This window comes from Bacillus basilensis (assembly GCF_050630465.1).
GTDB classification, from domain to species: Bacteria; Bacillota; Bacilli; order Bacillales; family Bacillaceae_G; genus Bacillus_A; species Bacillus_A basilensis.
In genome coordinates this window covers 17,287-42,324 of the sequence record NZ_JBNTQO010000002.1, presented here as the reverse complement: position 1 = coordinate 42,324, position 25,038 = coordinate 17,287, and the positions used below count along the sequence as shown (strand labels likewise).

Annotated in this window: 28 protein-coding genes; 5 read left to right on the top strand and 23 right to left on the bottom strand. The window is 36.8% G+C overall.

The window, feature by feature from the left end:
* Window positions 1–11: 11 nt before the first annotated feature.
* The 9 genes from dnaJ to gpr all read right to left on the bottom strand — a co-directional run bounded on the left by dnaJ (window position 12) and on the right by gpr (window position 10,216).
* Window positions 12–1,127 (bottom strand): molecular chaperone DnaJ, encoded by a 1,116-nt coding sequence (gene dnaJ / locus ACQVV1_RS03545; protein ID WP_063222922.1) that lies wholly within the window; start codon window positions 1,125–1,127, stop codon window positions 12–14.
* A gap of 194 nt (window positions 1,128–1,321) precedes the next feature.
* Window positions 1,322–3,157 carry a chaperone protein DnaK gene (dnaK, locus tag ACQVV1_RS03540; RefSeq protein ID WP_063222921.1) on the bottom strand — a complete coding sequence of 612 codons (1,836 nt, stop codon included), beginning with the start codon at window positions 3,155–3,157 and terminating at the stop codon, window positions 1,322–1,324.
* A 26-nt stretch (window positions 3,158–3,183) separates the two neighbouring features.
* Window positions 3,184–3,750, bottom strand: coding sequence for a nucleotide exchange factor GrpE (grpE, locus tag ACQVV1_RS03535; RefSeq protein ID WP_063222920.1), 567 nt, complete (start codon window positions 3,748–3,750; stop codon window positions 3,184–3,186).
* A 114-nt stretch (window positions 3,751–3,864) separates the two neighbouring features.
* Window positions 3,865–4,881 (bottom strand): heat-inducible transcriptional repressor HrcA, encoded by a 1,017-nt coding sequence (gene hrcA / locus ACQVV1_RS03530; protein WP_060632311.1) that lies wholly within the window; start codon window positions 4,879–4,881, stop codon window positions 3,865–3,867.
* A 133-nt stretch (window positions 4,882–5,014) separates the two neighbouring features.
* Window positions 5,015–6,154: a radical SAM family heme chaperone HemW gene (hemW, locus tag ACQVV1_RS03525; protein WP_242252272.1), complete on the bottom strand. Its 1,140-nt coding sequence runs from the start codon at window positions 6,152–6,154 to the stop codon at window positions 5,015–5,017.
* 51 nt (window positions 6,155–6,205) lie between these two features.
* On the bottom strand, window positions 6,206–6,580 hold the full coding sequence (locus ACQVV1_RS03520) for a winged helix-turn-helix transcriptional regulator (protein ID WP_060632313.1): 375 nt from the start codon (window positions 6,578–6,580) through the stop codon (window positions 6,206–6,208).
* 136 nt (window positions 6,581–6,716) lie between these two features.
* Window positions 6,717–8,540, bottom strand: coding sequence for an elongation factor 4 (gene lepA / locus ACQVV1_RS03515; protein WP_060632314.1), 1,824 nt, complete (start codon window positions 8,538–8,540; stop codon window positions 6,717–6,719).
* 210 nt (window positions 8,541–8,750) lie between these two features.
* The gene (locus ACQVV1_RS03510) at window positions 8,751–9,116 is read right to left on the bottom strand and encodes a YqxA family protein (RefSeq protein ID WP_242252273.1); all 366 of its coding nucleotides are present in this window, start codon (window positions 9,114–9,116) and stop codon (window positions 8,751–8,753) included.
* Window positions 9,113–10,216 (bottom strand): GPR endopeptidase, encoded by a 1,104-nt coding sequence (gene gpr, locus ACQVV1_RS03505; protein WP_063222917.1) that lies wholly within the window; start codon window positions 10,214–10,216, stop codon window positions 9,113–9,115. The genes ACQVV1_RS03510 and gpr overlap by 4 nt, the downstream gene beginning before the upstream one ends.
* A gap of 180 nt (window positions 10,217–10,396) precedes the next feature.
* Between gpr and rpsT the strand changes: the two genes are divergently transcribed.
* A complete protein-coding gene (gene rpsT / locus ACQVV1_RS03500) occupies window positions 10,397–10,654 on the top strand; it encodes a 30S ribosomal protein S20 (RefSeq protein WP_060632317.1) in 258 nt (85 codons plus the stop codon).
* An 86-nt stretch (window positions 10,655–10,740) separates the two neighbouring features.
* On the opposite strand, the gene holA is transcribed toward rpsT, so the two are convergent.
* A complete protein-coding gene (gene holA / locus ACQVV1_RS03495; protein WP_063222916.1) occupies window positions 10,741–11,754 on the bottom strand; it encodes a DNA polymerase III subunit delta in 1,014 nt (337 codons plus the stop codon).
* Window positions 11,755–12,100: 346 nt separating this feature from the next.
* Here holA and ACQVV1_RS03490 point away from each other — a divergent pair, with 346 nt between their 5' ends.
* Entirely contained in the window at window positions 12,101–12,235 is a 135-nt protein-coding gene (locus ACQVV1_RS03490) for a YqzM family protein (RefSeq protein WP_000997609.1), read from the top strand.
* A 28-nt stretch (window positions 12,236–12,263) separates the two neighbouring features.
* On the opposite strand, the gene ACQVV1_RS03485 is transcribed toward ACQVV1_RS03490, so the two are convergent.
* The 3 genes from ACQVV1_RS03485 to comEA all read right to left on the bottom strand — a co-directional run bounded on the left by ACQVV1_RS03485 (window position 12,264) and on the right by comEA (window position 15,820).
* Complete coding sequence (locus tag ACQVV1_RS03485; protein ID WP_242252274.1) at window positions 12,264–14,585, bottom strand: DNA internalization-related competence protein ComEC/Rec2; 2,322 nt, start codon at window positions 14,583–14,585, stop codon at window positions 12,264–12,266.
* Window positions 14,586–14,599: 14 nt separating this feature from the next.
* Window positions 14,600–15,157 carry a ComE operon protein 2 gene (locus ACQVV1_RS03480; protein ID WP_063222914.1) on the bottom strand — a complete coding sequence of 186 codons (558 nt, stop codon included), beginning with the start codon at window positions 15,155–15,157 and terminating at the stop codon, window positions 14,600–14,602.
* A 63-nt stretch (window positions 15,158–15,220) separates the two neighbouring features.
* Window positions 15,221–15,820: a competence protein ComEA gene (gene comEA, locus ACQVV1_RS03475; protein WP_309259340.1), complete on the bottom strand. Its 600-nt coding sequence runs from the start codon at window positions 15,818–15,820 to the stop codon at window positions 15,221–15,223.
* A 77-nt stretch (window positions 15,821–15,897) separates the two neighbouring features.
* On the opposite strand from comEA, the gene comER reads away from it, so the two are divergent.
* Window positions 15,898–16,725 carry a late competence protein ComER gene (gene comER / locus ACQVV1_RS03470; protein ID WP_242252276.1) on the top strand — a complete coding sequence of 276 codons (828 nt, stop codon included), beginning with the start codon at window positions 15,898–15,900 and terminating at the stop codon, window positions 16,723–16,725.
* A gap of 322 nt (window positions 16,726–17,047) precedes the next feature.
* On the opposite strand, the gene ACQVV1_RS03465 is transcribed toward comER, so the two are convergent.
* From ACQVV1_RS03465 to ACQVV1_RS03430, 8 genes are all read right to left on the bottom strand, one after another.
* On the bottom strand, window positions 17,048–17,797 hold the full coding sequence (locus ACQVV1_RS03465) for a class I SAM-dependent DNA methyltransferase (RefSeq protein ID WP_063222911.1): 750 nt from the start codon (window positions 17,795–17,797) through the stop codon (window positions 17,048–17,050).
* Window positions 17,794–18,150, bottom strand: a complete 357-nt coding sequence (gene rsfS, locus ACQVV1_RS03460) for a ribosome silencing factor (protein WP_063222910.1) — start codon at window positions 18,148–18,150, stop codon at window positions 17,794–17,796. Before rsfS ends, ACQVV1_RS03465 begins: the two co-directional genes overlap by 4 nt.
* Window positions 18,147–18,716 (bottom strand): bis(5'-nucleosyl)-tetraphosphatase (symmetrical) YqeK, encoded by a 570-nt coding sequence (gene yqeK, locus ACQVV1_RS03455; RefSeq protein ID WP_242252277.1) that lies wholly within the window; start codon window positions 18,714–18,716, stop codon window positions 18,147–18,149. Before yqeK ends, rsfS begins: the two co-directional genes overlap by 4 nt.
* Window positions 18,709–19,275, bottom strand: coding sequence for a nicotinate-nucleotide adenylyltransferase (nadD, locus tag ACQVV1_RS03450; RefSeq protein WP_242252278.1), 567 nt, complete (start codon window positions 19,273–19,275; stop codon window positions 18,709–18,711). Before nadD ends, yqeK begins: the two co-directional genes overlap by 8 nt.
* A gap of 138 nt (window positions 19,276–19,413) precedes the next feature.
* Window positions 19,414–19,707 (bottom strand): ribosome assembly RNA-binding protein YhbY, encoded by a 294-nt coding sequence (yhbY, locus tag ACQVV1_RS03445; RefSeq protein ID WP_000955224.1) that lies wholly within the window; start codon window positions 19,705–19,707, stop codon window positions 19,414–19,416.
* Between the two features lie 5 nt (window positions 19,708–19,712).
* Window positions 19,713–20,546 carry a shikimate dehydrogenase gene (aroE, locus tag ACQVV1_RS03440; protein ID WP_242252280.1) on the bottom strand — a complete coding sequence of 278 codons (834 nt, stop codon included), beginning with the start codon at window positions 20,544–20,546 and terminating at the stop codon, window positions 19,713–19,715.
* Between the two features lie 15 nt (window positions 20,547–20,561).
* Window positions 20,562–21,668 carry a ribosome biogenesis GTPase YqeH gene (gene yqeH, locus ACQVV1_RS03435; RefSeq protein ID WP_060632327.1) on the bottom strand — a complete coding sequence of 369 codons (1,107 nt, stop codon included), beginning with the start codon at window positions 21,666–21,668 and terminating at the stop codon, window positions 20,562–20,564.
* Window positions 21,669–21,671: 3 nt separating this feature from the next.
* Window positions 21,672–22,184, bottom strand: a complete 513-nt coding sequence (locus ACQVV1_RS03430) for a YqeG family HAD IIIA-type phosphatase (protein ID WP_063222906.1) — start codon at window positions 22,182–22,184, stop codon at window positions 21,672–21,674.
* Window positions 22,185–22,431: 247 nt separating this feature from the next.
* Here ACQVV1_RS03430 and ACQVV1_RS03425 point away from each other — a divergent pair, with 247 nt between their 5' ends.
* Window positions 22,432–22,587, top strand: coding sequence for a sporulation histidine kinase inhibitor Sda (locus tag ACQVV1_RS03425; protein ID WP_000850094.1), 156 nt, complete (start codon window positions 22,432–22,434; stop codon window positions 22,585–22,587).
* 148 nt (window positions 22,588–22,735) lie between these two features.
* Here ACQVV1_RS03425 and ACQVV1_RS03420 read toward each other — a convergent pair whose 3' ends face one another.
* Both ACQVV1_RS03420 and sigK read right to left on the bottom strand, forming a co-directional pair.
* Window positions 22,736–23,524 carry a phosphatidylserine decarboxylase gene (locus ACQVV1_RS03420; protein ID WP_063222905.1) on the bottom strand — a complete coding sequence of 263 codons (789 nt, stop codon included), beginning with the start codon at window positions 23,522–23,524 and terminating at the stop codon, window positions 22,736–22,738.
* A 290-nt stretch (window positions 23,525–23,814) separates the two neighbouring features.
* A complete protein-coding gene (gene sigK, locus ACQVV1_RS03415; RefSeq protein WP_000051382.1) occupies window positions 23,815–24,528 on the bottom strand; it encodes an RNA polymerase sporulation sigma factor SigK in 714 nt (237 codons plus the stop codon).
* Between the two features lie 266 nt (window positions 24,529–24,794).
* Here sigK and ACQVV1_RS03410 point away from each other — a divergent pair, with 266 nt between their 5' ends.
* Window positions 24,795–25,025 carry a hypothetical protein gene (locus tag ACQVV1_RS03410; RefSeq protein ID WP_242252281.1) on the top strand — a complete coding sequence of 77 codons (231 nt, stop codon included), beginning with the start codon at window positions 24,795–24,797 and terminating at the stop codon, window positions 25,023–25,025.
* Window positions 25,026–25,038 lie beyond the last annotated feature (13 nt).

Below are 25,038 nucleotides of genomic sequence, written 5' to 3'. Positions count from 1 at the left end.
TTTTATTTCCATTATTCCCCTTTGAAAGCACGTTTAAGCTTTCCGAATAAACTATCATCCTGCTCTTCTTGTCCTGCAAATTCACGTAATAAATCTTTTTGATGTGAAGTTAATTTCGTCGGTACAACAACACGCACGACTACATATTGATCCCCTTGACCATATCCACGTACGTTCGGAGCACCTTTTCCTTTTAAGCGGAATTCTGTTCCTGTTTGTGTTCCTGCTGGAATTTTCAGCTTCACTTTACCATGAACAGTAGGAACTTCCACTTCAGCACCAAGTGCCATTTGCGCAAACGTTAATGGCATTTCACAAATAATGTGATCTCCTTCACGCTCAAAGAATTCATGACTTCTTACATGAACAACAACATATAAATCTCCTGCTGGCCCCCCATTTACGCCCGCTTCACCTTTTCCAGATACACGAATTTGTTGACCGTTATCGATACCCGCTGGAATTTTAACGTTGATTTTTTTATGTTTACGAACTTTACCAGAACCGTGACATGTCGTACATTTTTCTTTAATCATTTGACCAGTTCCTGAACAATGCCCACAAGCTTGACGGTTTACAATACGACCAAATGGTGTATTTTGCTCTACACTTACTTGCCCTGATCCTGAGCAATGTTTACATGTTTCTTTTGAAGTTCCTGGTTTTGCTCCGCTACCTTTACAAGTATCACATGGATCTTCTACTGGAATCTCGACATTTAACTCTTTACCAAAAATAGCTTCTTCAAAATCTAAAGTAACTTGATATTGTAAGTCAGCACCTTGACGTGGAGCATTTGGATCACGACGTCTGCCGCCACCACCGCCAAAGAATGAACTAAAGATATCTTCGAAACCGAAGCCTCCGCCGAAGTCTCCTCCGCCGCCAAAGCCACCAAAGCCTTGATTTGCACCAGCATGACCAAATTGATCGTATTGCGCGCGCTTTTGATCATCACTTAATACTTCGTATGCTTCTTGTACTTCTTTAAACTTTTCAATTGCATTTTCTTCTTTACTTACGTCTGGATGGTATTTTTTAGCCAAACGACGATACGCTTTTTTTATTTCATCTTTTGAAGCACCCTTGCTAAGCCCAAGGACCTCATAATAATCTCGTTTACTCATAAATTTACAACCCCCGAATCTTTCACATAAACGTAATTTTAACACCGAAAGAAAGTGCTTTGCAACAAAGTTTCCTCACTTACAGTATGCAAAATAAAAAACTTAAGATCCTCACACATTCCTTCTCATTCATACAAAAAGCCAAAGCCAAGGCACGCTTGACTTTGACTTTTTGTCATCTTACTTATTTATTATTACTTATCTTCTTTTACTTCTTCAAACTCTGCGTCTACTACATTGTCTTTCTTCGCGCCAGCATCTTGTGCTCCTTGTGCACCTTCTGCTTGCCCTGCAGCTGCTTGAGCTTGCTCGTATAATTTAACAGTTAATTGTTGTACGATTTCTTGTAAAGCGTCTTTTTTCGCACGGATTTCCTCAAGCTCGTTCTTCTCAATCGCAGCTTGTAATGCTTCTTTCGCTTCTGTTGCTTTTGCAACTTCAGCCGCATCCACTTTACCTTCTAAATCTTTTACAACTTTATCTGTTTGGAATACAAGTTGGTCAGCTTCGTTACGAAGTTCAACTTCTTCCTTACGTTTTTGGTCAGCGTCAGCGTTTGCTTCTGCTTCTTGTACCATACGATCTACTTCTTCATCAGAAAGACCTGAAGAAGATTGGATTGTAATAGCTTGCTCTTTGCTTGTTCCTAAATCTTTCGCACGTACGTTAACAATACCGTTCGCATCAATATCGAATGTTACTTCGATTTGTGGAATACCACGTGGTGCTGGTGGAAGGTCTGTTAATTGGAAACGACCTAATGTTTTGTTGTCAGCTGACATTGGACGCTCACCTTGTAATACGTGAATATCTACTGCTGGTTGGTTATCAGCAGCTGTTGAGAATACTTGTGACTTACTTGTTGGAATTGTAGTGTTACGCTCGATTAATTTCGTGAACACGCCACCCATAGTTTCAATACCTAAAGAAAGTGGAGTTACATCTAATAATAGTACGCCTTCTACATCACCAGTAAGTACGCCACCTTGAACTGCAGCACCTAATGCTACAACTTCATCAGGATTTACACCTTTATATGGTTCTTTACCAGTCTCACGTTTAATAGCTTCTTGTACAGCTGGGATACGAGTAGACCCACCAACAAGGATAACTTTATCTAATTCACTTGGAGCAAAACCAGCGTCTTTTAATGCACGACGAGTTGGCTCTAACGTTCTTTCAACAAGACTTGCTGAAATCTCTTCAAATTTCGCTCTTGTTAATGTTAATTCTAAGTGTAATGGACCAGCAGCTCCAGCACTAATGAATGGTAATGAAATTTGTGTTTGTGTTACACCAGAAAGATCTTTTTTCGCTTTTTCAGCTGCATCTTTCAGACGTTGAAGTGCCATTTTATCTTGGCTTAAATCAATGTTATTTTCTTTTTTGAATTCAGCTACTAAGTGGTCAATAATAACTTGGTCAAAGTCATCTCCACCAAGACGGTTGTCACCAGCAGTTGAAATAACTTCGAATGTTCCGTCTGCTAACTCAAGGATAGATACGTCAAATGTACCGCCACCTAAGTCATATACTAAGATTTTTTGCTCTTCATCTTGTTTTTCTAAACCGTAAGCAAGCGCTGCTGCTGTTGGTTCGTTAATGATACGCTCAACTTCTAAACCAGCGATACGACCAGCATCTTTTGTTGCTTGACGTTCTGCATCGTTGAAGTATGCAGGTACTGTAATAACAGCTTTCGTTACTGTTTCACCTAAGTATGCTTCAGCAGAAGCTTTTAGGTTTTGTAAAATGATTGCAGAAATTTCTTGTGGTGTATAATCTTTACCTTCAACTTCTACTTTGTAGTCTGTACCCATATGACGTTTAACAGACATGATTGTATTTGGGTTTGTAATTGCTTGACGCTTTGCAACTTCCCCAACTTGACGCTCTTCATTTTTGAAAGCTACAACAGAAGGTGTTGTACGGTTTCCTTCTGGATTTGGGATAACCTTTGGTTCTCCACCTTCCATAACAGCTACACAAGAGTTTGTTGTACCTAAGTCAATACCGATAATTTTACTCATGGCGAATCCTCCTACTTTTATGTAAATTATTGATTTACTTTTACCATTGATGGGCGAATCACACGGTCTTTTAGTTTATAACCTTTTTGGAATTCTTCAACTACCGCGTTTGATTCAAATTCACTGTCTTCCACTTGCATAATAGCTTGGTGTTCATTAGGATCAAACTGTTTACCAACAGCTTCAATCACTTCCACACCTTCTTTAGCCAACGCTTCTAGCAATTGACGATGCACCATTTCCATACCTTGTAATAAGGATTTCGTTTGCTCATCACTTGCTTCCACTTGCATCGCTCTTTCAAAATTATCAAGGGCTGGCAAGATGTCTGAAACTAGACTTTGCGCTCTATATTTTTCAGCAGCCTGTTTATCCATTTGGACACGACGCTTATGATTTTCAAAATCAGCTTGTAGACGTAATGTGCGACCTTCCGTTTCCGTTAGTTTCGCTTGTAACTCATCTACTTTTTCTTGTAAAAGAGCAGCCTCACTTTTTTCTTCTACAGTTTCTTCACTGTTTTCTGGCGTGACAGCTTCTTCAACTTGCGCTTCTTTTACTTCTTCTACCACTTGTTCGTTACGCTCTTCCACAATATTCACCTCCTTAAAAGGTATTAGGTATCATGCATAGCATGATTACCTAAGTATTATATATTACACACAGCAATGAAAATGCCATTACTTGAGCGAATGTATTACTCTCATTTACTTTTTAAGTCCATCAGTAAATTGTCTCGTAAATAACTGCAACAAACTAATTACACGAGAGTATTGCATTCTCGTCGGACCTAAAATAGCAATCGTTCCAAGCTGCTCTTCTCCAATCGAATACGTTGCAGAAATTAAACTACAATCTTCCATGGCTGTCGCAGAGTTTTCCCTACCAATTTTCACTTGAATACCGACTTGTTTATGACGCAAAATATCATAAAACTCAGCTTCATTATCAATCATCGTCAGCAAGGATCTTACTTTGTGAATGTCATGGAACTCTGGTTGCGAAAGCATATTTGCTTTTCCTCCAAAGTATATCTTTTCCGATAACGGAACTTGAAATGTACCATCTAACATTTTTATTGCACTATCGTAATTATGAACATACCCACGTAAAACTGTAACAATCTCCTTAAAGATTTTATTATGCAGTTCTTCCATCGGTACACCCGATAGCTTTTCATTTAAAATATTAACCATTTTTTCTAAATCTGATAAATCAACAGATTCCGGAACGGTAATCGTTTTACTTTGTACATGCCCTGTATCAGTTACAATAATAGCGACTGCAGTTTGACGATCAAGCGGCACAATTTGTACATTTTTAAGTTTATTTGTGCTTAACTTCGGTCCAAGAACAATGGCCGTATAATTCGTAAGTTCTGATAGAATTTGAGCCGATTGCTGTGCAATTTTTTCCGCTTCAAAAATTCTTTCAGCAAATAAATCTTTAATTTGTACAATTTCAGCTTTCGGTAAGTTTTGCGGCGCTAAAAGATGGTCTACATAAAATCGGTATCCCTTCTCAGAAGGAACACGGCCAGAAGAACTGTGCGTTTTTTCAATAAAACCTAATTCTTCTAAGTCCGCCATTTCATTTCGAATAGTAGCTGAACTAAATGTAATTTCATCTTTTTTAGCCAACGTTCTAGAACCAACCGGCTGCGCTGATCCAATAAAGTCATCAATAATTGTTTGTAAAATTAAGAGCTGACGTTCCGTAAGCATCTCATCATCACCTCTGTTAGCACTCTTTGTCTTCGAGTGCTAAATCTATTAATAACTTACCAAAATTGACATTCAATTGTCAACGGAAACGTCACGAAATAATGAAACTTTTTCACGTTTATAGAACATTTATTTAATCAATCAAAAATGACTGGAACACTTCATTCCCTAATAATTTTCCTTTTCGTGTTAAACGCACGTATCCGTCTCCCTCTTCAAGCAACCCTTGTTCTTGATTACTTTGCAACTGCTTCGCGAAAACTTGATCCATCTCCATATCAAATTTCTTTTGGAACGCCATTTTAGATACACCTTTTGTTTTTCGAAGCCCTAAGAACAGTTCTTCTTCCATTCTTTCTTTCTCCGTCACTGCGTGGACGTCTAAATATGGAAAATCTGTTTCATCAATCTTATTGAAATATTGCTTCAGTGGCCCTACATTTTGGATACGCTCTCCATTTACATAACTATGAGCCCCAGCTCCAAATCCATAATACTCTTCATTATTCCAGTATGTGAGATTATGTCTACTTTCATTATCACCTTTTGAGAAATTGCTAATTTCATACTGCTTATAACCATGTTTCTCCATTTCATCCATTACCATTTCGTACATTTTCGCTTCGTGATCTTCACCTGGAAGACGTAATTTCCCCTTATTCATTAAGTTATAAAACACTGTTTTCGGTTCCACAATTAATGAATATGCCGAGAAATGTTGTATACCAAGCGTAAAAGCAATATCTAATGTTTCCTTTACGTCTTCTATCGTTTGTCCTGGCAAAGCATAAATAATATCTATATTAATATTTTTGAAGCCCACTTCCTGTGCTTCTCTAATCGCTACAAAGGCATCTTCCCTTGTATGTTTGCGTCCAATTTTCTCAAGCAGTTCATCTCGGAATGTTTGCACACCAAAACTAATTCTGTTCACTCCACCTTCTAGCAATACGTTTAACTTCTCTTTCGGCAAGTCACCTGGATTCGCTTCAAATGTTAATTCACAATTCGGAGCAAACGGACGCAAACGACGGTTAATAATATCGAGTAGCTTTTTTGTCTGTTCCATATTTAACGCTGTCGGAGTTCCCCCACCAACAAAAATCGTTTTCATACTATCAAACGGTACTTTTTGAACCGTGTTTATTATTTCTTTCTCTAGATAATCTAAATATTGATCAACCGGTTGGCGTTCAATGAACACTTTATTAAAATCACAATAGTGACAAATATGCTGACAAAACGGAATATGAATATATGCAGCTTGTACCAAATATAACTCCTACCTTTCTAAAAAGAAAACCTCCGCACTCGGGAGGGTTCTTTACTTCTCTAACGTATTACGAATTTGTTCCATTCGCATTTTTCCCCAATCATACATCATTTCAACGATTGGTAAAAGCGACATGCCTAATTCCGTCATATAATACTCCACTCGTGGAGGAATTTCTGGGTATACTGTTCGATCAACAATCCCATCTTCCATTAACTCTTTTAATTGGTTCGACAAAACTTTATGAGAAATGTTTGGGAATAATCGTTGTAATTCACTAAAACGATGAGGCCCTTCTACACCAAGATGCCACAGTATCACAACTTTCCACTTCCCGCTAATAATAGAAAGGGTTAATTCCTTTTCACAATTAAAATTACCATTTTGTATCTTCTCATGAATATCTTTTCGAATATTTTCGGACATTAACAAACTCCTAACTCTGTATGAACTAAAAAGCATCTCTCACTATTGTAATTGAGAGATACTCAGATGTCTAAAAAGTAATGATACAAAAAGAGAAGCCGTATAAACGGCTTCTTTTTTATATAACAAGTAAATATTAGTTGTCATCCATTTTCAGTACAGCCATGAACGCTTCTTGCGGTACCTCTACAGAACCAACAGACTTCATACGTTTTTTACCTTCTTTTTGCTTATCAAGAAGTTTACGCTTACGAGAAATGTCACCACCGTAACATTTTGCAAGTACGTTTTTACGCATCGCCTTAATTGTAGAACGCGCTACAACTTTGTTCCCGATAGTCGCCTGAATCGGCACTTCGAACTGTTGTCTTGGAATTAATTCTTTTAATTTTTCTACGATTACTTTACCGCGGTCATACGCTGAATCACGGTGTACGATAAATGATAAAGCATCCACTTGTTCATTATTTAAAAGAATATCCATTTTCACAAGTTTAGATGGTTTATAACCAATTAACTCGTAATCAAATGATGCATACCCTTTCGTATTTGATTTCAACTGATCGAAGAAATCATATACGATTTCTGATAACGGGATTTCATACGTTAATGTAACACGTGTTTCATCTAAATATTGCATATCAATAAACGTTCCACGTTTACCTTGGCAAATTTCCATTACAGCTCCAACATAGTCATTCGGAACCATAATTGAAGCCTTCACAAACGGCTCTTCTACACGATCGATAGACTGTGGATCTGGCATATTAGATGGATTATCAACAATAACATCTTCACCGTTTGTTAAATAAACTTTATAAATAACACTTGGCGCTGTTGTAATTAAATCAATCTTAAATTCACGTTCAATACGTTCTTGAATGATTTCCATGTGAAGAAGTCCTAAGAAACCACAGCGGAAACCAAATCCTAGCGCTTGAGATGTTTCTGGTTCAAACTCAAGTGCAGAATCATTTAACTCTAATTTTTCTAACGCATCACGTAAGTCGTTGTAACGCGCAGAATCAATCGGATATAAACCACAGAATACCATTGGGTTTAATTTACGATAACCTGCTAACGGCTCTGCAGCTGGACGTTTCGCGTGTGTAATCGTATCACCAACACGTGTGTCACCAACATTTTTAATCGATGCTGCTAAGAAACCTACATCACCTACTGTTAACTCGTCACGTTGCGTAGTCTTCGGTGTAAATACACCTACTTCTGTTACTTCAAATTCTTTACCAGTTGCCATCATACGTACTTTATCGCCAACTTTTACCGTTCCATTTACAACACGGATATAAGCAATTACACCGCGATACGGATCATATAAAGAGTCGAAAATCATACATTGTAACGGATCTTCTGAATCACCTGTTGGTGCTGGTACTTTCTCAACAATTTGTTCTAAAATTTCTTCAATACCAATCCCAGCTTTTGCTGAAGCAAGTACAGCTTCTGATGCATCTAAACCAATTACATCTTCTACCTCTTGACGTACACGCTCCGGGTCTGCACTTGGTAAGTCAATTTTGTTAATAACCGGTAAAATCTCTAAATTATTATCAAGCGCTAAGTATACGTTCGCTAATGTTTGCGCTTCAATACCTTGTGCTGCATCCACTACAAGAATTGCGCCTTCACAAGCCGCTAAACTACGTGATACTTCGTACGTAAAGTCGACGTGTCCTGGTGTATCAATTAAGTGAAGAATATATTCTTCACCGTCTTTTGCTGTATAGTTTAATTGTACTGCGTTTAATTTAATTGTAATACCACGCTCACGCTCTAAATCCATAGAGTCAAGCAATTGAGCTTTCATTTCACGTTGTGTTAACGCGTTTGTTTTCTCTAAAATACGGTCTGCTAACGTTGACTTTCCGTGGTCAATATGAGCAATGATAGAGAAATTACGAATTTTGGACTGTCTTTTTGCTCTTTCTTCTTTGTTCATCTATGTTCTCAACTCCTAATAGTCTCGCCAATATACACTAGCACTGATTATATCAATAGAGCAACAAAGATTCAATGAAAACTCGTGCTGCTTACGATACAAATCATTCTATCTATATCTTATGCGAACAAACCATAAGAGACAAACCTTTTTCAAATTAAAAAACGGCTGTCTTACAAATCTGTAAAACAACCGTCCTCCGTTTGACTCTTAACTAAAAATTTCTTTTACTTTCCCAACAACTATATCTACCCCAAACTTTGTTACTTCATAAGAAACACTTGCTATCGCCATACCAATTCCTTCTACAACATTAAAACTTCTCAAGCTTTCTAATTGTTTTTGTTTCTCAATTGTCGAAAACGAACTTCCCGAAATTTCTAATTCAGCAACCGCACCCTCTGTTCCTGTCATATGTGCTATTTGTTCATATGACATTTGCTGATAACCTTTCATACTTTTTAAACCATGATTAGCAAGTGACACCCCTGCTATCACCATAAGTAAACATATAGCTGTACTACATATACATAAAAGTGAAAAGTGACTTAAACTATTATCATCTCTTCCCATCAATGTGTGTATGCCCCTGTATTATCTTGGTCAATTTGATGATGCAGCGCTGCATTTAACCCACTCGCTATTACATTTGCCATATCCTCTATGAAAGCATCCACTTCTTTCGGAGTCACCATTAAATTATGGCCAAGAGGAGATAACACTTCATAAATTAATTTTCTCTTCTCTTCATCTTCCAGTGTACCTACAGCACCTAAAAACATATTTCGGCTTTTTTCATCCGGCATATCTTCTTCTGTTAATTTTTTCTTTTCTCCAAATGAAAATCCCGCAGGTAATAAAGATCTTGATGGCTTATGTCCCTCTTTCATCTCTCTTCCAAAGTGCTTCAAAATAAAATCAATTGTATCGCTTGTAATCGAAACGGCATCAACTACAGTCGGAACACCAATAGCAATAACAGGAATTCCTAATGTTTCTTTACTTAGCTCCTTACGTTTATTCCCAACACCAGATCCAGGATGAATTCCTGTATCAGAAATTTGTATCGTACTATTTACTCGTTCAATAGAACGGGCAGCTAACGCATCAATTGCAATGACAAAGTCCGGATTGGTCTTCTCAATAATCCCATAAATAACATCGCTTGTTTCAATTCCTGTAATCCCCATTACCCCAGGACGAATTGCACTAACAGGTCTAAACCCTTCTTCTACACTTTCAGGCTGCAGTTGAAACAAATGTCTCGTTACCAATACATTTTCTACCACTATCGGTCCAAGTGCATCTGGCGTTACATTCCAATTCCCAAGGCCGACGACCAAGCAGCTCGCTTCTTTCGTAACACCAACCTCTTCTAGGAAATAAGAAAATTCTTTCGCAAAAACGCGCTCTACTTTTTGTTGCAGTTCCGTATCTTGTTGACGTATACCTTGTACTTCAAGCGTTAAATAATTTCCAGGTTTTTTACCCATCGATTCAGACGCAACTTCATCAATCGTTACTTTTGTAATGGTAACACCTTCTTCTTCCCTCTCTTTTACAATGACTCCTTGTATTCCATTTTGTTCTTCTTGGCGCTCTTGTAACATTTGATGCGCCTCTACAGCAAGGTCAGTTCTAACGCTATATTTACTTAAATCTAATGGTTCTTTCATCGTATCTCCTCCGTAATTCATAGTAAATATCGTTAGATTTCCCAAAGTTATATAAGGTCATTCTTTCCTTTACGTGAAATTTCATTGATATACTATTGCAATTCTCTTCACCGTTTGATAGAATATCACTTGTTCTATGTAAGAATCGAGTCATTCGATTGCACCAGGGAGGTGAAAAGTATGGCAAACATCAAATCTGCTATCAAACGCGCTAAACTTAGCGAAGAGCGTCGTGCACATAACGCTTCTATCAAGTCTGACATGCGTTCTGCTGTTAAAACTGTAGAAGCTTTAGTTACTAATAACGATCTTGAAACTGCTAAAGAAGCTTTCAAAACTGCTTCTAAAAAACTTGACAAAGCAGCTCGTAAAGGTCTTATCCACCAAAACGCTGCAGCTCGTCAAAAATCTCGCTTAGCGAAACAAGTAAACGCGTAAGGCGTTTAAAAAACGATCCATTTGGGTCGTTTTTTTATATACAAAAAAGTTCACGTTACTTGGTAACGTGAACTTTTTTTGTAACATCACATATGATTTAACCGCATCAAGAAAAACTCAAGTACAAGCTTCTTATCCATCTTTCCTGTCTTCATACTATAATCAGCTTCCGCTAATTCTATAATCACTTTCTTTAGTTCCTCAAAAGAGAAAAACTTCGTTTGATTCATCGCTAACTTTACACGATATGGATGCACACCAATATGAGAAGCAATTTGATTTTGTCCATAACCACGTTGCTGTAACTCTTTCACTTGATGCAGCAAGCGGAATTGACTTACTAATAACGCAAGCAATTTAATCGGTTCCTCTTGCTGCGTAAATAATCCATCCAAAATTTGCATCGCACCCGCGATATCTTTTTTCACCACTTTTTCTGTTAAAGCAAACACATTTTGTTCAACTGATTTTGGCACAAGCTCGGCAACAAGTTTCGATGTAATCTCTCCGCCCATACCGACATATAACGTTAACTTGTCCATTTCCTTCGCCAACATCGTTACATTACTTCCTACAAGCTCTAACAATAAACTAACAGCTGCATTATCAATGTGTACATGCACTTCATCTGCACGAGCAACAATCCACTTCTGAACATCCTGCACCTGCATCGTATTTGCTTCTACTATATCCGCTGTTTTCTTTAATAATTTTGTAATTTTTTTTCGTTCATCCAGCTTTTCGTAAGGCGCAACAAAAACAAGAATAGAAAATGGAGAAGGCTCTCCAATATATTCTTCTAAAATCTTTATGTTTTGCTCTAACTTTTCTTTTTGTGCAGTTAAAAATAGTGGTGATTTTATTAATAGCACTTTACGTTCTCCAAAAAAAGGAAGTGTACGTGCATCCTCAACCACATCTTCTAAATACGCTTCTTCTAAATCATATGTCACAACATTAAACTCACGATCTTCCTCTTCAAGCGCTTCTGTTGTAATAAGCTTTATCGTTTCATTTATAAAAAACGCTTCCGTTCCATACAGTAAATACAACGGAGCAAACTGCTTCTTTTTAATCTTTTTATGTATATCACTACTCATACTTTTTCCTACTCCCTAACTTGGCAATATATATTTATACTAATGCCCTAGCTTTTGTTTTACAAGTACAAAGGAACAGGCTGTATAACCCGTCCCTTTATTTATATTAAACGCCACGCAATAAGCCCCGGGTTTCTTATTGGTGTGCGGTAATCACCTTCCCTTTATTATTCACAATAAAAATTCGAGTATAAGTGCCAACTGTTAACATGCTTGGAAACAAAAAACTCACGTTACTTCCTGATTTAAAAGTAGTAAAAACACTCGATTTCTCTTCATATGGAAATTGTAGATTTTTTTCTGACAATATTTTATACTAAAGTGGAATGTTGGGGAGGGATTCTAAATGAATGATTTTGAACAAAACGTTCAAAGTAAACGCAATGACGCTATTGATTCAGGGGTAGGATTTATCGTCTCATTTGGTTTTTTCGCAACACTTTTCATCATTGCAACTGTTATTAAATTTATTGGTTCTTAAAGACTGCTGCTTACTGGCAGTCTTCTTTTTATCTATTATGTGTTTCATCATATGTGATTTTGCTATGAAAGGTTCCGTGTTCCCCTTTAAAAATATAGGAAATAGCACCTTGCTTATCCGTGCGCCATATTTCAATCCCCATCTTCTCAAAACGCTCTATAACTTCCTTATGAGGGTGCCCATACTTATTACGCTCACCGGCAGAAATAATCGCTATATTAGGCTGTACGGCGCTCAGAAAAGGCACTATAGACGACGTGTTACTCCCATGATGAGCAACCTTTAAAACATCCGCCCGTAAATCTGGGTACGTAGCTACTAAAACCTTCTCTCCTTCTTCTTCTAAATCACCTGTAAACAGCCACGTTACCCCTCCTAATTTTGCCCATATTACAATTGAAGCGTTATTTTCACTTCTTTCTTTTCCCGTTGGAGCTAGTACAAAAAATTCCGCTTCATTTACACTCCAACTCTCCCCTTCTCCCACTTCCCTTATTTTCACTTCCTTTTCTAACGCCTGTTTCTTTATTACTGTTTCTAATACTGCATCTTGTTGCTTTCGGCCAAATACAACTTCTTTTACGGTTATATTTGATAATAACTCTTCCGCAGCACCTATATGGTCCGCATCTCCATGCGTTACGATTAATTTATCGATCGTTTTAATGCCTTCCTTTTGTAAATAAGGAATTAAAATATCATTTCCGACTGAAAATTCATGCTTTTTCCGCTGCCATTCTTCCTTGTTTACACGAATTGTTCCACCGGTATCAATGAGGTAAATCTCTTTATCGTACGGGAGGCGAATTAATATTGCATCTCCCTGTCCAACATCAAGAAATGTAACACTTCCGCTTTCCCGAAAATACGGATATACATAATGACATGTACAAATAAAAAGAAATATACCCGAAGCTATAAACATAATCCCCTTCGATATTCGCCTTTCCCAAACCATCAATATACTAACTATACTCACACAATATAGAGCTACAAGAAGTATAGGTGTTTGCCCGAAATTAAGGCGGATAAATGGTAAGCTTTCACAATAAATTAAAAAATCATTAGAAAGATTCAAACCTATTGATAGTACATTCGCAATTCCTTTTGCAAGAAATGGAATGATTGGTATACATACCAAAATAACAATACTACACGGTAATACAACGAGGGATAAAAACGGAACGTATAGGATGTTCAGAAAAATACTATATGGAGAAAAATAACCGAAGTGATATAACAAAATCGGAGTACTAACGAGCTGTGAAATAAGAGAAATATAAATAGAATTTCGGATCACTCCATTACTACTCTCTAGTAAAAGCGGGGCAGACAAAAGTAAAGCAAAACTACCAACAAAAGAAAATTGAAACCCAATATTATAAATAAGATATGGATCATATATAAGCATACATATAGCCGTTACACTTAAAGCATCGAAGCTAGACAAACGAAGAGAACATATGAAAGCACTCAACATCAAAACTCCTGTTATAGAAGCTCTTATAACAGACGGTGATGCTCCTGCAAAAATCATATATATAGGAATAAAGAAGATAAGACATAATGTTGCTATCTCCCTCGTCACACCACTTCTTAGCAAAATAAAATACACAATTACCATTAACAATACGATATGCGACCCTGAAATTGCCAACAAATGTACAAGACCAAATTGTTGATATCGCTCTTCAACTTCAAATGTCATTTGTAGTCTATCACCAAATACTAACGCATTCATAAAAGCACCTGATTGCTCTGGAAACATTTCTGTAACTCCCGAGATTGCTTGCTGCCTCAAAAGAAGAATCCGTTGCACGAGTGACAATGATGTTTTATGGCATTCAGAAATATATGTAGCATCAAATGTGAAATGAATATTTTGCCTATACAAATAATCACGGTAATTAAAACCATGAAAATTACGGGCTACTTGCGGTTCTTTCCTCTCACCTTCGAATATACATGATACTCCTGCATGTAATTGTCGCAGTTGTTTCTTTTCCAAGGCTGATTTAATTTTGTAACTTAACTGCACTATATTTTTATTCTGATCTTCAACTTGAAATGATAAGCGATCTCCGTTAATAAGAGGTGTGTTTTGTATTACTCCTCTTGTAAGTCCGTAGGGATCTCCTAGAGGCTTATTTTGTCCTTGAACATACGTAGTGTACATAGCGCCACTAAAACACGCTATCATACAAAAAAAGAAGGTTTTACGCGAAGTACGATATAAACAAAAGAAAACATAAAAAACGAAACAACACATCAGTAGTGCAACCGAAGAGGAAAAGGCGATTGCAATCCCTATTATAAATGAGATTGCAACATAGCCCCATTGTCCATGCAACTCATACTCACTCCTTATAGCATCATTTTTGCTTTCGTGAATACATGTTGTAATTCTTCCATTGATAAGTTCTCTTTTTCTAAAGATGCAAATAGTTCTTTTAACTCCATATGACGCTTTTGATCCTCTAACGCTGCAATATCATATTCTAGCGGAACATGCTTCACTGTCACATTCGCTTTTTCAAATAACTCTACGGCATACGGATGATTTTTATAATCCTGTGCATAATAAACTGCTGTAATACCACTTTGAATAATTGCCTTACAGCATTGTAAACAAGGGAAATGCGTAACGTAAATTTCCGCGTCCTCCGTTTTCGCACCAAACTTTGCGCATTGTAATAAAGCATTCATTTCCGCATGAATTGTACGAACACAATGATTATCAATAACGTAGCATCCATCATCTATACAATGTACACCACCTTTAATTGAACCATTATATCCACCAGCAATAATTCGTTTATCACGAACAATTGTCGCTCCTACCGCAAGCCTTGTACATGTACTACGTAGAGATAGTAAATGGCTTTGTGTCATAAAATATTGATCCCATGAAATTCGTTCCATATTTTTCACCTACTTTTTTGTCTACTTGTAGTGTAGCGAATGAAGAAAAACTTCGTCAATCTTTTACGGAATAATAATTTGATCTTTTATTTTTTCCAGAGACTTCACACCAATCCCATCAATCTCTAATAAATCTTCTATTTTCTGAAACGGACCATGTTCCTCACGATATTTCAAAATACTTTCTGCTTTCCTAGAACCGATACCTGTAATTTTTTCAAGTTGTTCTTTAGAAGCTACATTTATTTGAACTTTCCCCTCCCCCTTTGAAACAGCAGCCCCTTCTTGCACTTGTTCGTTTTTATCCGGCACATAAAGGATCATTTGGTCTTGTACCACTTGCGCTAAATTTACCTTTTTCCTATCTGCCTCGGGCAAAAAACCACCTGCCTTTTCAATAGCATCCTTGACCCGGTCCCCTTCTTTCATTTCATACACTCCCTCTTTAACAACAGCCCCTTTCATATCAATTATAATTATTTTTTTCTGCTGCTTTGTATCCGATATTTTCGGTTTACTTTTTTTCTCTATCTCTTTCGCTTGCACATCCGTTGTAATGACCGATCGCTCTGTATGCTGGTTCGTTTTCCAGAAAAGAAGAAAAAGTACAATTCCAATAATAGCTACTAATCCTAACCATTTCTTTGGAAAATCCCACATCATTTTACACCTCTAATCATAAATTTATAACATCATTCATATTGTTTAGGAGAAAGCTGTTACGAAGGAGGGATGAAACATTGAACATAGGAATTATAGGGACAGGGAACATGGGGAATATACTAATCGATGCATTTTTAGAAACCCGTGCTGTCAAACCTTCGTGCCTTACAATTATTAATCGAACGCCAGCCAAAGCATATCATATAAAGGAAAAATACCCTTCTGTTCATATAGCCAAAACTATTGATGAAGTAATCGAACGATCACATCTTATTTTTATTTGCGTAAAGCCGATAGATATATACCCGATCCTACAAAAATACGCTGAACATTTTTCTGATGAAAAGTGCTTAGTTTCTATCACAAGTCCAATATCTCCATCACAATTAGAGACACTTGTACCTTGCCACGTCGCACGTATTATTCCGAGTATTACAAACCGCGCTCTGTCTGGCGCATCACTATTTACATTTGGAAATCACTGCTCTGAAGAGTGGCAACAAAAACTATTTCGCCTATTCAAAAAAATTTCTACTCCCCTTGTAATAGAAGAAGATATAACGCGCGTTTCATCTGATATAGCAAGCTGTGGTCCTGCATTCTTTAGTTATTTATTACAATGTTTCATTAACGCTGCTGTAGATAAAACAAATATTACACATGAAGAAGCCACTACTTTAGTAAGTGAAATGGTCGTTGGAATGGGGAAACTACTTGAAAAAGGGATTTTCACATTGCCTACTTTACAAGAAAAAGTATGTGTTAAAGGCGGCGTTACAGGAGAAGGTATTCGTGTTTTAGAAGAACATGTTGGGGATATGTTTCATAAATTAATCGAGCGGACACACGAGAAATTTGATGAGGATTTAAAATGCGTTGATCAGCAATTCAATAAGCACACATAATAAATACGTCATCGTCATTCCAAATCCTTTTTATCAATACTTACTTTTTTACATTATATTTTCACTTAAACTAGCATTTTCACACTTCACGTATACCATCTTCTTATTATTCTAGAACTAAAATTACAGCTTCTTTACAAAACAAAAGCAACCTTCTCGGTTGCTTTTGTTTTATCCCGCTATTTGCCGGCCAGTAAGATCCCCACCTCAAAACTCAGCGAAAGCAAAGAAGTTCAGTGAGGGATCAACTGCCCGTAAAAGCCCGATTGGTTCAACTAATAATCAGCGGAGGGTGAAGCCCCCCGCTGATTAAAGTTTCACTTTATCCGTTTTTCTTCGCCATGAAGAAAATACGCTCTGTTTGTTCTGTAACTTCAAGTCGCTCAAAATCACCAGTTACGCGAAGTACTGTAAAACCAGCCTCTTCAAGCCATTTCGTTAACTCTTCAACCGGATATGCACGTTGCACGTGACATTCATCAAAACGATGGTACACATCTTCTTCTGGATCTTGAACAAAGAATGTTAAATCATGTTCTACACTATTTGATTCTTCACCAGGGAAGCAATTCCAAATAAGAGAGATTTCCTCTCCATTCACTGTGTATGTTTCATTTTGAAATACATGATGTATTTTATATAAAGAATGTACATCAAATAAAAACAAACCATCTTGACGTAAATGGTGAAACACTCTTCTAAACGTTTCTTGCACTCCATCTTCTTGCAATACATAATTTAATGAATCACAAAAGATCGTTACACAGTCAAACTCACCTGGAACATCAAGTTCTCGCATGTCTTGTTGGTAAAAAGGAATAAAATATCCTTCTCCGCCTAGTTTTTGCTGAGCGACTGTTAACATTTCTTCTGAAAGATCGACACCGATTAAATCGTAACCCTTTTGTACAAGTGGAAGTGTTACATTACCAGTACCGCATGCTACATCAAGAATCTTTGCCTCTTTCATATCCGCTTGCTGTAAACTTTCCTCTGTGAATTCTACCCATTTCTCATAAGGGACATCATTCATTAATTCGTCGTACAACAATGCAAATTGTTCGTATTTCATTGGTCTAGCTCGTCTGTAATATCTTCACGTGGCACATCGCCCCATAGACGCTCTAAATTATAGTGATTACGCTCATCTTTATGGAATACATGAGCAACTACATCTCCAAGGTCAACTAATACCCAACGTGCTTCGTCAAAACCTTCCATACGTTGTACGTCGATTTGGAACTCGTGTGCTTTCGCTTTAATTTCACGCGCAATTGCTTGCACTTGCTTATCTGAGTTACCGTGACAAATAATGAAATAATCTGCAATTGGTGAAATACCTTGCATATTTAGGACAACCATATCTTCTGCTCTCTTATCATCAGCTGCTTTTGCCGCTAATACTAATAAATCTTTATCTTTCATTTACTCATTTCCTCCTTGATAACTGCGTTGTATGTTTGGAATGTTAATGGATAAATCGTTTGATTTTTTTCCATTAAAAATTGAATTGTTCTCTTTAATGCAAATAATAAAGCTTGATTTATATCCGCATATGCGAGTTTACGAGCTTCCTCCACTCCTGGAAACTTCCGACCAGGCTCAATGTAATCTGCTACATAAATTACTTTATCTAACATCGTCATTTTCTCATGACCACTTGTATGATATGTAATAGCTTGCAGGATTTCAGGATCCGTAATGCCTACTTCTTTTTCTACTAAGTATGCCCCAACAGGTGCATGCCATAACTCTTTGTTATAACAAAGTAAATCTTTCGGCAAATCTTCACTTTTAATGATCTCTTCCATTTCTGAAATCGCTCTACACTTCGCATAATCATGGAATATAGCTGCAACTTCAGCTTTTTTTTCATCCACACCGTATAACTTAGCAAGTTCAATTGCTGTCTCCATTACACCAATTGTGTGTATATAACGTTTTTCATGCATTTGTTGTTTGACAATATGAAGTGCTTTCTCACTATTCATACAACCCATTCCTCTCGATATATACCTGTACTTTTTCAGGAAGTAAATATTTGCATGTTTTCTTCTCTTTATATCTCTCACGTAATAAAGATGAAGAAACTGCAAACTCCGGAATTTCCACAGTGGTGATAGGATAAGGTGTATGCAATGTATAACCAGGTCTTGCGACTCCAACAAACGTTACAAGATCAAGTAACACCTCAATGTTATACCACTTCGGTAAATACTCAACCATATCTCCACCAATAATAAAGTGAAACTGCACATCCGGGTGCTTCTTCGTCAATTGTAGCATAGTGTCATACGTATAAGATGGGCCTTTCCTGCTTAGCTCTTCTAAACAAATAGAAAAATGTTCCTCTGCCTCAGTCGCAAGCTCTAACATTTGTAAGCGACTTTCTACACTTGTAATATTCCGCCCTTGTTTATGCGGCGGAATTTGGTTCGGTAAGAACCATACTTCTTCTAAATTCAAAGCGTGATATACTTCATTTGCAATGAGCAAGTGCCCATAATGTGGCGGATCAAATGTACCGCCAATGATGCCAATTTTTCTCAAAAGAAACGCCCCTTCCTTTTACGTACAGCAACTCTCTTCATTTCTATTCGAAGAGAGTTTACTGTTAATAAAAGTTCAATTGGTTTCGCTCTCTACATCATTACGCACTAGCGATAAAAATAGCATATGCTTGTCTTTTTATCGAGGAAGCTTAATTTGCTTATTTTCTCTAGATTCTTTGTATAAAACGATTGTACTTCCAATTACTTGAACGATTTCAGCACGTGCGCCTTTTGCAAGTTCTTCTGCAACTTCACGACGATCGAATTCACAGTTTTGTAGCACACTTACTTTAAATAACTCACGAGCTTCTAAAGTATCTGCGATTTGTTTAATCATATTTTCATTTACTCCACCTTTTCCTACTTGAAAAATTGGTGTTAAATGATGTGCTTGTGCACGTAAAAATCTTTTTTGTTTTCCTGTTAACATATATGTTAGCCTCCAAGCTTTCTTATAACTAATTGTTTCATTCTATCGATATTCGGTACACGCCCTGTCCACATTTCAAATGCAAGCGCCCCTTGATAAACAAACATATCAATACCATTTTGAATCACTGCACCTTGCTCTTTTGCCTCACATAAAATTTTCGTTTCAAATGGATTATAGATTATATCTGATACAATCGTTCCTTTTTTTAACGAAGAAATTTGTAATGGCGTATGTTCAACGCGTGGATGCATACCTATTGTTGTCGTCTGAATGATAATATCATAATTTCCTTGTTCTTCTGTGGCTTTTTCTAACGATAAAGCCACAGAATGAACAGTAGTCGTACATGCAGCAATAAGTTCTTTCACCTTATCTACTGTACGATTAGCTACATCAATCTCTTTTACACCTACATCAGCAAGAGAAAAATAAATAGCTCGACTAGCACCACCTGCGCCAATCAATAAAATACGTTTCTCTTGAAGTGGTTCACTACTAATTGACTGCAGTGCTCGGACAAAACCAATTCCATCTGTATTGTAGCCAATCAATTTTCCATCCTTATGAACCACTGTATTTACTGCACCAATTTGTTTTGCTAGCGGGTCAGTCTCATCCAAATAATCCATAATAGCAACTTTGTGCGGAGTTGTTACATTAAATCCTGAAATACCTAATGCTTTTAAACCTCTTACTGCTTCCCCTAGCACTTCCTCTTTAACAAGAAATGCCTGATAATGGGCATCCATATTCAAGTGTTCAAATGCATCGTTATGCATAACGGGTGATAGTGAATGTCCAATTGGATTTCCGATTACACCATATAATTGTTTCATAAATCCCTCTCCATATTAAATTAAAGATTTACGTAATGAAACACTTACTCCTTTTGGTACGTGTGCAACAATTTTTGCTCCTGGTTCGTTCACAGTAACCCATCCTAATCCAGAGAATACAACATCCGTTTTTGGTTCACGAATATTAAACTCGTATTTCACTAGCTCTGGCATATTTGCTAATTCTTCTGGTGTTGGTGGGCTTAGTAAATCCCCAGCATGATTTTTATACAATTCATCTGCTTTCTCAAGCTTTGTACGATGGATTGTTAAACGATTCGAGAAGTGACAAGTAAATGCACGACGACCACCACTTACATAATCAAAACGTGCCAGTCCACTAAAGAACAATGTTTGTTCTTCATTTAATTGGAACACCATCGGCTTAATTTCTTTTGTTGGTGTAATAAGCTTTAAGCTTTCTTTTCCAACATAATGAGCCATTTGATGGTGGTTAATAATACCTGGCGTATCATATAAAGACGATTCTTCATCTAATGGAATATCAATTAAATCAAGCGTTGTTCCTGGGAAATGGGATGTTGTAATTACATTTTCAGTCTCATCACTAAATTCTTTAATCATACGATTAATAAATGTTGATTTTCCTACATTCGTACATCCAACAACGTAAACATCTTTTCCGCCGCGGTAATACTCAATAGCATCTGCCAGCTCAGCAATCCCTTGTCCCTTCGCTGCACTAATTAAAAAGACATCTTCTGGCTTTAATCCTAGCTGCTTTGCACTATAACGCATCCAATGCTTTACTTTATCATGTTTTACTGACTTAGGAATTAAATCCGCTTTATTCCCAACAAGTAATACCTTATTATTTCCGACGAAACGATGTAAGCCAGGTAACCAGCTACCATTAAAATCAAAAATATCTACAATCTTAACTACTAACGCATCCGAATTTCCAATTCCATTTAAAATACGTAGGAAATCATCATCTGTTAATGATACATCTTGAATTTCGTTATAATGCTTTAAACGAAAACAGCGTTGACAAATTACTTGTTCTTTCTCTAAAGATGAGGCCGGAGCATATCCTACTTCATTTTTATCTTCTGTTTGAATTTCTACACCGCAACCAATACATTTAATTGTTTCAGTCAAACTCTATTCCTCCCAGTTAATTAAACCTTTTTTCTTCATGTTTTTCATAATTCTTCGTTCAATTTTTCGATTAAAGCGCGTTACTAATCCGTCCGTTTGTGCTACCGGTACAACTAAAATCGTATGAAGTCCCACTCGGTTTCCACCTAGAACATCTGTTAGTAACTGATCCCCAATTACTACAACTTCATCTGGTTGCAGGTGCATCTCTTGCATCGCACGCTTAAATGCACGAACAAATGGTTTACGCGCACTATGAATAAATGGGATACCTAATGGATCAGCAAAGTCTTTTACTCGTTGCTCATTATTATTTGAAACGACCGTTACTTGAATGCCTAGCTCTTTCATTTTCAAAAACCACTCTTCAAGTTGCGGCGTTGCATTTGGACGATCCCATTCAATTAAAGTGTTATCTAAATCAGTAATAACGCCTTTAATTCCACGTTTTTTCAAATCTTCTGGTTGAACATGATATACATTCTTCACATATTCATTTGGTAAAAATAGCTTCAATTTCTTTCACCTCTTTGAGGAGTTTTCATAAAAATTTTTCGACAACATATTTCGATATTTAACCTGTGGATAAAATTGTACACATTTTCCACATTAATTTTTCAGTCAATTTGGAATTTACTAACAATCTATACACATTTTATCCACCTAGGTATGTGGATAACCACTCGTTTGTGACTGTCATATTTTTTTGGTACATTAAATGCAACAACGAATCAATCCTTATATTATTAGGAGGTGACTCACCTTGAAAACAAAGCATATGGAACAGTTATCTACCGAGTTACTCACTGAGTCTTATTATAAAGCAAAAGAACTAAAATTAAATCCCGACTTCATTTTACTTATAAAACAAGAAATTATTAGACGCTCATTAGAGGACAAGCTGGTCAAATCGTCTTAATTACATATAAAGTGAATTTTTAATTAGCTAACTTGTAAAAAGAGCCATCCTGCGATGGCTCTCGAATAAACAAGTACTCCCATCTCGGGAACTTCATCATTAAGCATCTTTGTCCATAACTCTTGCTTACAGTTATTAAATCTTTTCTTTACTTATGAGCCAATCGAGTAGCAATTTTTTCACCGAGACGAAGCTCTTGTCCACTCTTCAAATTCTGCACTACTTCTATCATATCTTTTTCAAACAATAACACAACTGTTGAACCAAATGTAAAGTATGCCATTTCTTCACCTTTTTGAACAGTACTTCTTTCATGTAGCAGCTCAATACTATTAACAAACATAGCTCCTACTTTTACAAGCGCCATATGTTCGCCGTCACTATTCACTTCTGTAACAGAACGATAATTTTTTGACAATGGTTCTTTCCCGTATTCCATACCAGCTGCATTTACCGGATATGATTTTCTACCGAGTACAAATCTTTCAGTCACAGAACCCGAAAGTGGACTATGAATACGATGATAATGACTTGGACTTAAATAAATAACCATGTATGTACCACCTGCATATCGCTTTGCACGTTCTTCATTACCTAGCATATCCACAATCGAATAACGCTTGCCTTTAATATCAAATGTTTTTGTGTCCTCAATAGGACCGTGATCAGCAAAAACACCATCAACAGGACTAACGATACTCGATGCATCTGTATCAATACTACGCTTTCCTTCTTTTAGCTTACGCGTAAATAATTCATGCAATGTTCTATATTCCTTCAAACCCTTTTCCATCTCATCTTGATTAATTTGAAAAACTTTCGCATACGATGAAATAATGATAGAGCTCAAACGAGATTGTGCAAATTTACGTAATATATAAGAAGTAAAACGACCATTTGTAAGTTCGATCATAAGTCGATATAATGTACGTCGCAAATTGCGAAACCTCCTAATTAGCCTATAACTTTAGCTTTCCCTTCTTTTCCTTCTATATCATATGTGAAATTGGTTCTTATTCCCACATATCATATAAAACTGGTTCATTATACATGCGGAAAACTAAGTATGGTATTATTCTTAAATTGTTTAGCACCTTCTAATATTACAGATAGAATCCGTCATTTTCAACAGTGAACATGGATTTCTTCTGAACGCAACTCTTTTTCTTTCCTTATTTACAAAAAGAAAAGCAGCCCTTTTTAAAATAAGGCTGCTTGCAATGTACATTATTCTTTCGCTTTTTTCTCTTTCTCTGCTCTTACAAATTCATGGAACATTTTCATTAAAGCGCGCTTTTCAATTCTTGATACGTAGCTTCTGGAAATACCGAGTGCCTTTGCAATCTCCCGCTGCGTTTTCTCTTTATCAAGCCCCAGTCCAAAACGCTTCACAATTACTTCTTTCTCTCGCTCATCTAAAATATCGATATACTCTTTAATCTTTTCTAACTCCATACTAAGCTGGATCATATCAATTACATCTTCAGACTCTGATTTTAATATATCAATAAGCGATATTTCATTCCCCTCTTTATCTTGCCCGATCGGATCATGAAGTGAAACGTCCTTTTTCGTTTTCTTTAGTACACGTAAATGCATCAAAATTTCATTTTCAATACAGCGCGCTGCATACGTCGCAAGTTTTGTTCCTTTTCCTGCCGAATAGCTCTCGATCGCTTTAATGAGCCCAATTGTACCAATTGAAATTAAATCTTCTGCATCTTCCCCTGTGTTTTCAAATTTTTTAACGATATGAGCTACAAGCCGTAAATTATGTTCAATTAACAGATTCCTCGCTTGAGCATCACCTTGCTCCATTAACTCTAAGTACTTTCTCTCATCGTCTGATGATAACGGCTGCGGAAACGCATTATTCTTCACATAAGAAACAAAAACAAACACTTCTCGAACCATATATCCAATTGCGGCGAATAGACTCAAACCTTTCACCTCCGCCAAAATAGTGGTCTTTACTAAGTGTATGTGGGCGTGAGGTTGTTTGTGTCTGTACGATATCATTCCAATATGTTTTTAAGCATAATAATTGTCTCATAAAGCCTCACTGCGTATACTTAAACACTTAAACAAAAGAATGGAGAGTGGAATATGAAATATTTCATTTCCCTCTTGTACCCGAGTAGCTTGTAAGAGATGAACTCCTTGTACGCTCTTGCAAGCTACTTGTACTACAAGGAGGGATTACAAATATGAAATTTGAAAGAACACGTGCTTATACAAGACATCAACGTCAACGTACAATGCGTCGAAAAATGAATATTGCACAACACGCATGGGGATATACTCCTGAAATTGCCGGTATTTTTGCAAAAGGAAAAGTTCACTGTTCTTGTGGAATGTGTAAAATAAAGTGGAGAACAGAAGGACCACCTGCTAGTGTACAGAAGTGGTTATACAAAATTGATACATACGAAAAATAATCGTTCTTTCTAA

What these genes read in the sequence shown, in the direction of transcription:
- hrcA (WP_060632311.1), bottom strand. Translation starts at nt 4,881, where the DNA reads ATGCTTACGGAACGTCAGCTCTTAATTTTACAAACAATTATTGATGAC.
- ACQVV1_RS03520 (WP_060632313.1), bottom strand. Translation starts at nt 6,580, where the DNA reads ATGTCCGAAAATATTCGAAAAGATATTCATGAGAAGATACAAAATGGT.
- ACQVV1_RS03465 (WP_063222911.1), bottom strand. Translation starts at nt 17,797, where the DNA reads ATGAAATACGAACAATTTGCATTGTTGTACGACGAATTAATGAATGAT.
- holA (WP_063222916.1), bottom strand. Translation starts at nt 11,754, where the DNA reads ATGAGTAGTGATATACATAAAAAGATTAAAAAGAAGCAGTTTGCTCCG.
- gpr (WP_063222917.1), bottom strand. Translation starts at nt 10,216, where the DNA reads ATGAAAGAACCATTAGATTTAAGTAAATATAGCGTTAGAACTGACCTT.
- dnaJ (WP_063222922.1), bottom strand. Translation starts at nt 1,127, where the DNA reads ATGAGTAAACGAGATTATTATGAGGTCCTTGGGCTTAGCAAGGGTGCT.
- dnaK (WP_063222921.1), bottom strand. Translation starts at nt 3,157, where the DNA reads ATGAGTAAAATTATCGGTATTGACTTAGGTACAACAAACTCTTGTGTA.
- lepA (WP_060632314.1), bottom strand. Translation starts at nt 8,540, where the DNA reads ATGAACAAAGAAGAAAGAGCAAAAAGACAGTCCAAAATTCGTAATTTC.
- ACQVV1_RS03480 (WP_063222914.1), bottom strand. Translation starts at nt 15,157, where the DNA reads ATGGAACGAATTTCATGGGATCAATATTTTATGACACAAAGCCATTTA.
- rpsT (WP_060632317.1), top strand. Translation starts at nt 10,397, where the DNA reads ATGGCAAACATCAAATCTGCTATCAAACGCGCTAAACTTAGCGAAGAG.
- yqeK (WP_242252277.1), bottom strand. Translation starts at nt 18,716, where the DNA reads ATGAATAGTGAGAAAGCACTTCATATTGTCAAACAACAAATGCATGAA.
- aroE (WP_242252280.1), bottom strand. Translation starts at nt 20,546, where the DNA reads ATGAAACAATTATATGGTGTAATCGGAAATCCAATTGGACATTCACTA.
- yhbY (WP_000955224.1), bottom strand. Translation starts at nt 19,707, where the DNA reads ATGTTAACAGGAAAACAAAAAAGATTTTTACGTGCACAAGCACATCAT.
- ACQVV1_RS03490 (WP_000997609.1), top strand. Translation starts at nt 12,101, where the DNA reads ATGAATGATTTTGAACAAAACGTTCAAAGTAAACGCAATGACGCTATT.
- comEA (WP_309259340.1), bottom strand. Translation starts at nt 15,820, where the DNA reads ATGATGTGGGATTTTCCAAAGAAATGGTTAGGATTAGTAGCTATTATT.
- rsfS (WP_063222910.1), bottom strand. Translation starts at nt 18,150, where the DNA reads ATGAAAGATAAAGATTTATTAGTATTAGCGGCAAAAGCAGCTGATGAT.
- ACQVV1_RS03410 (WP_242252281.1), top strand. Translation starts at nt 24,795, where the DNA reads ATGAAATTTGAAAGAACACGTGCTTATACAAGACATCAACGTCAACGT.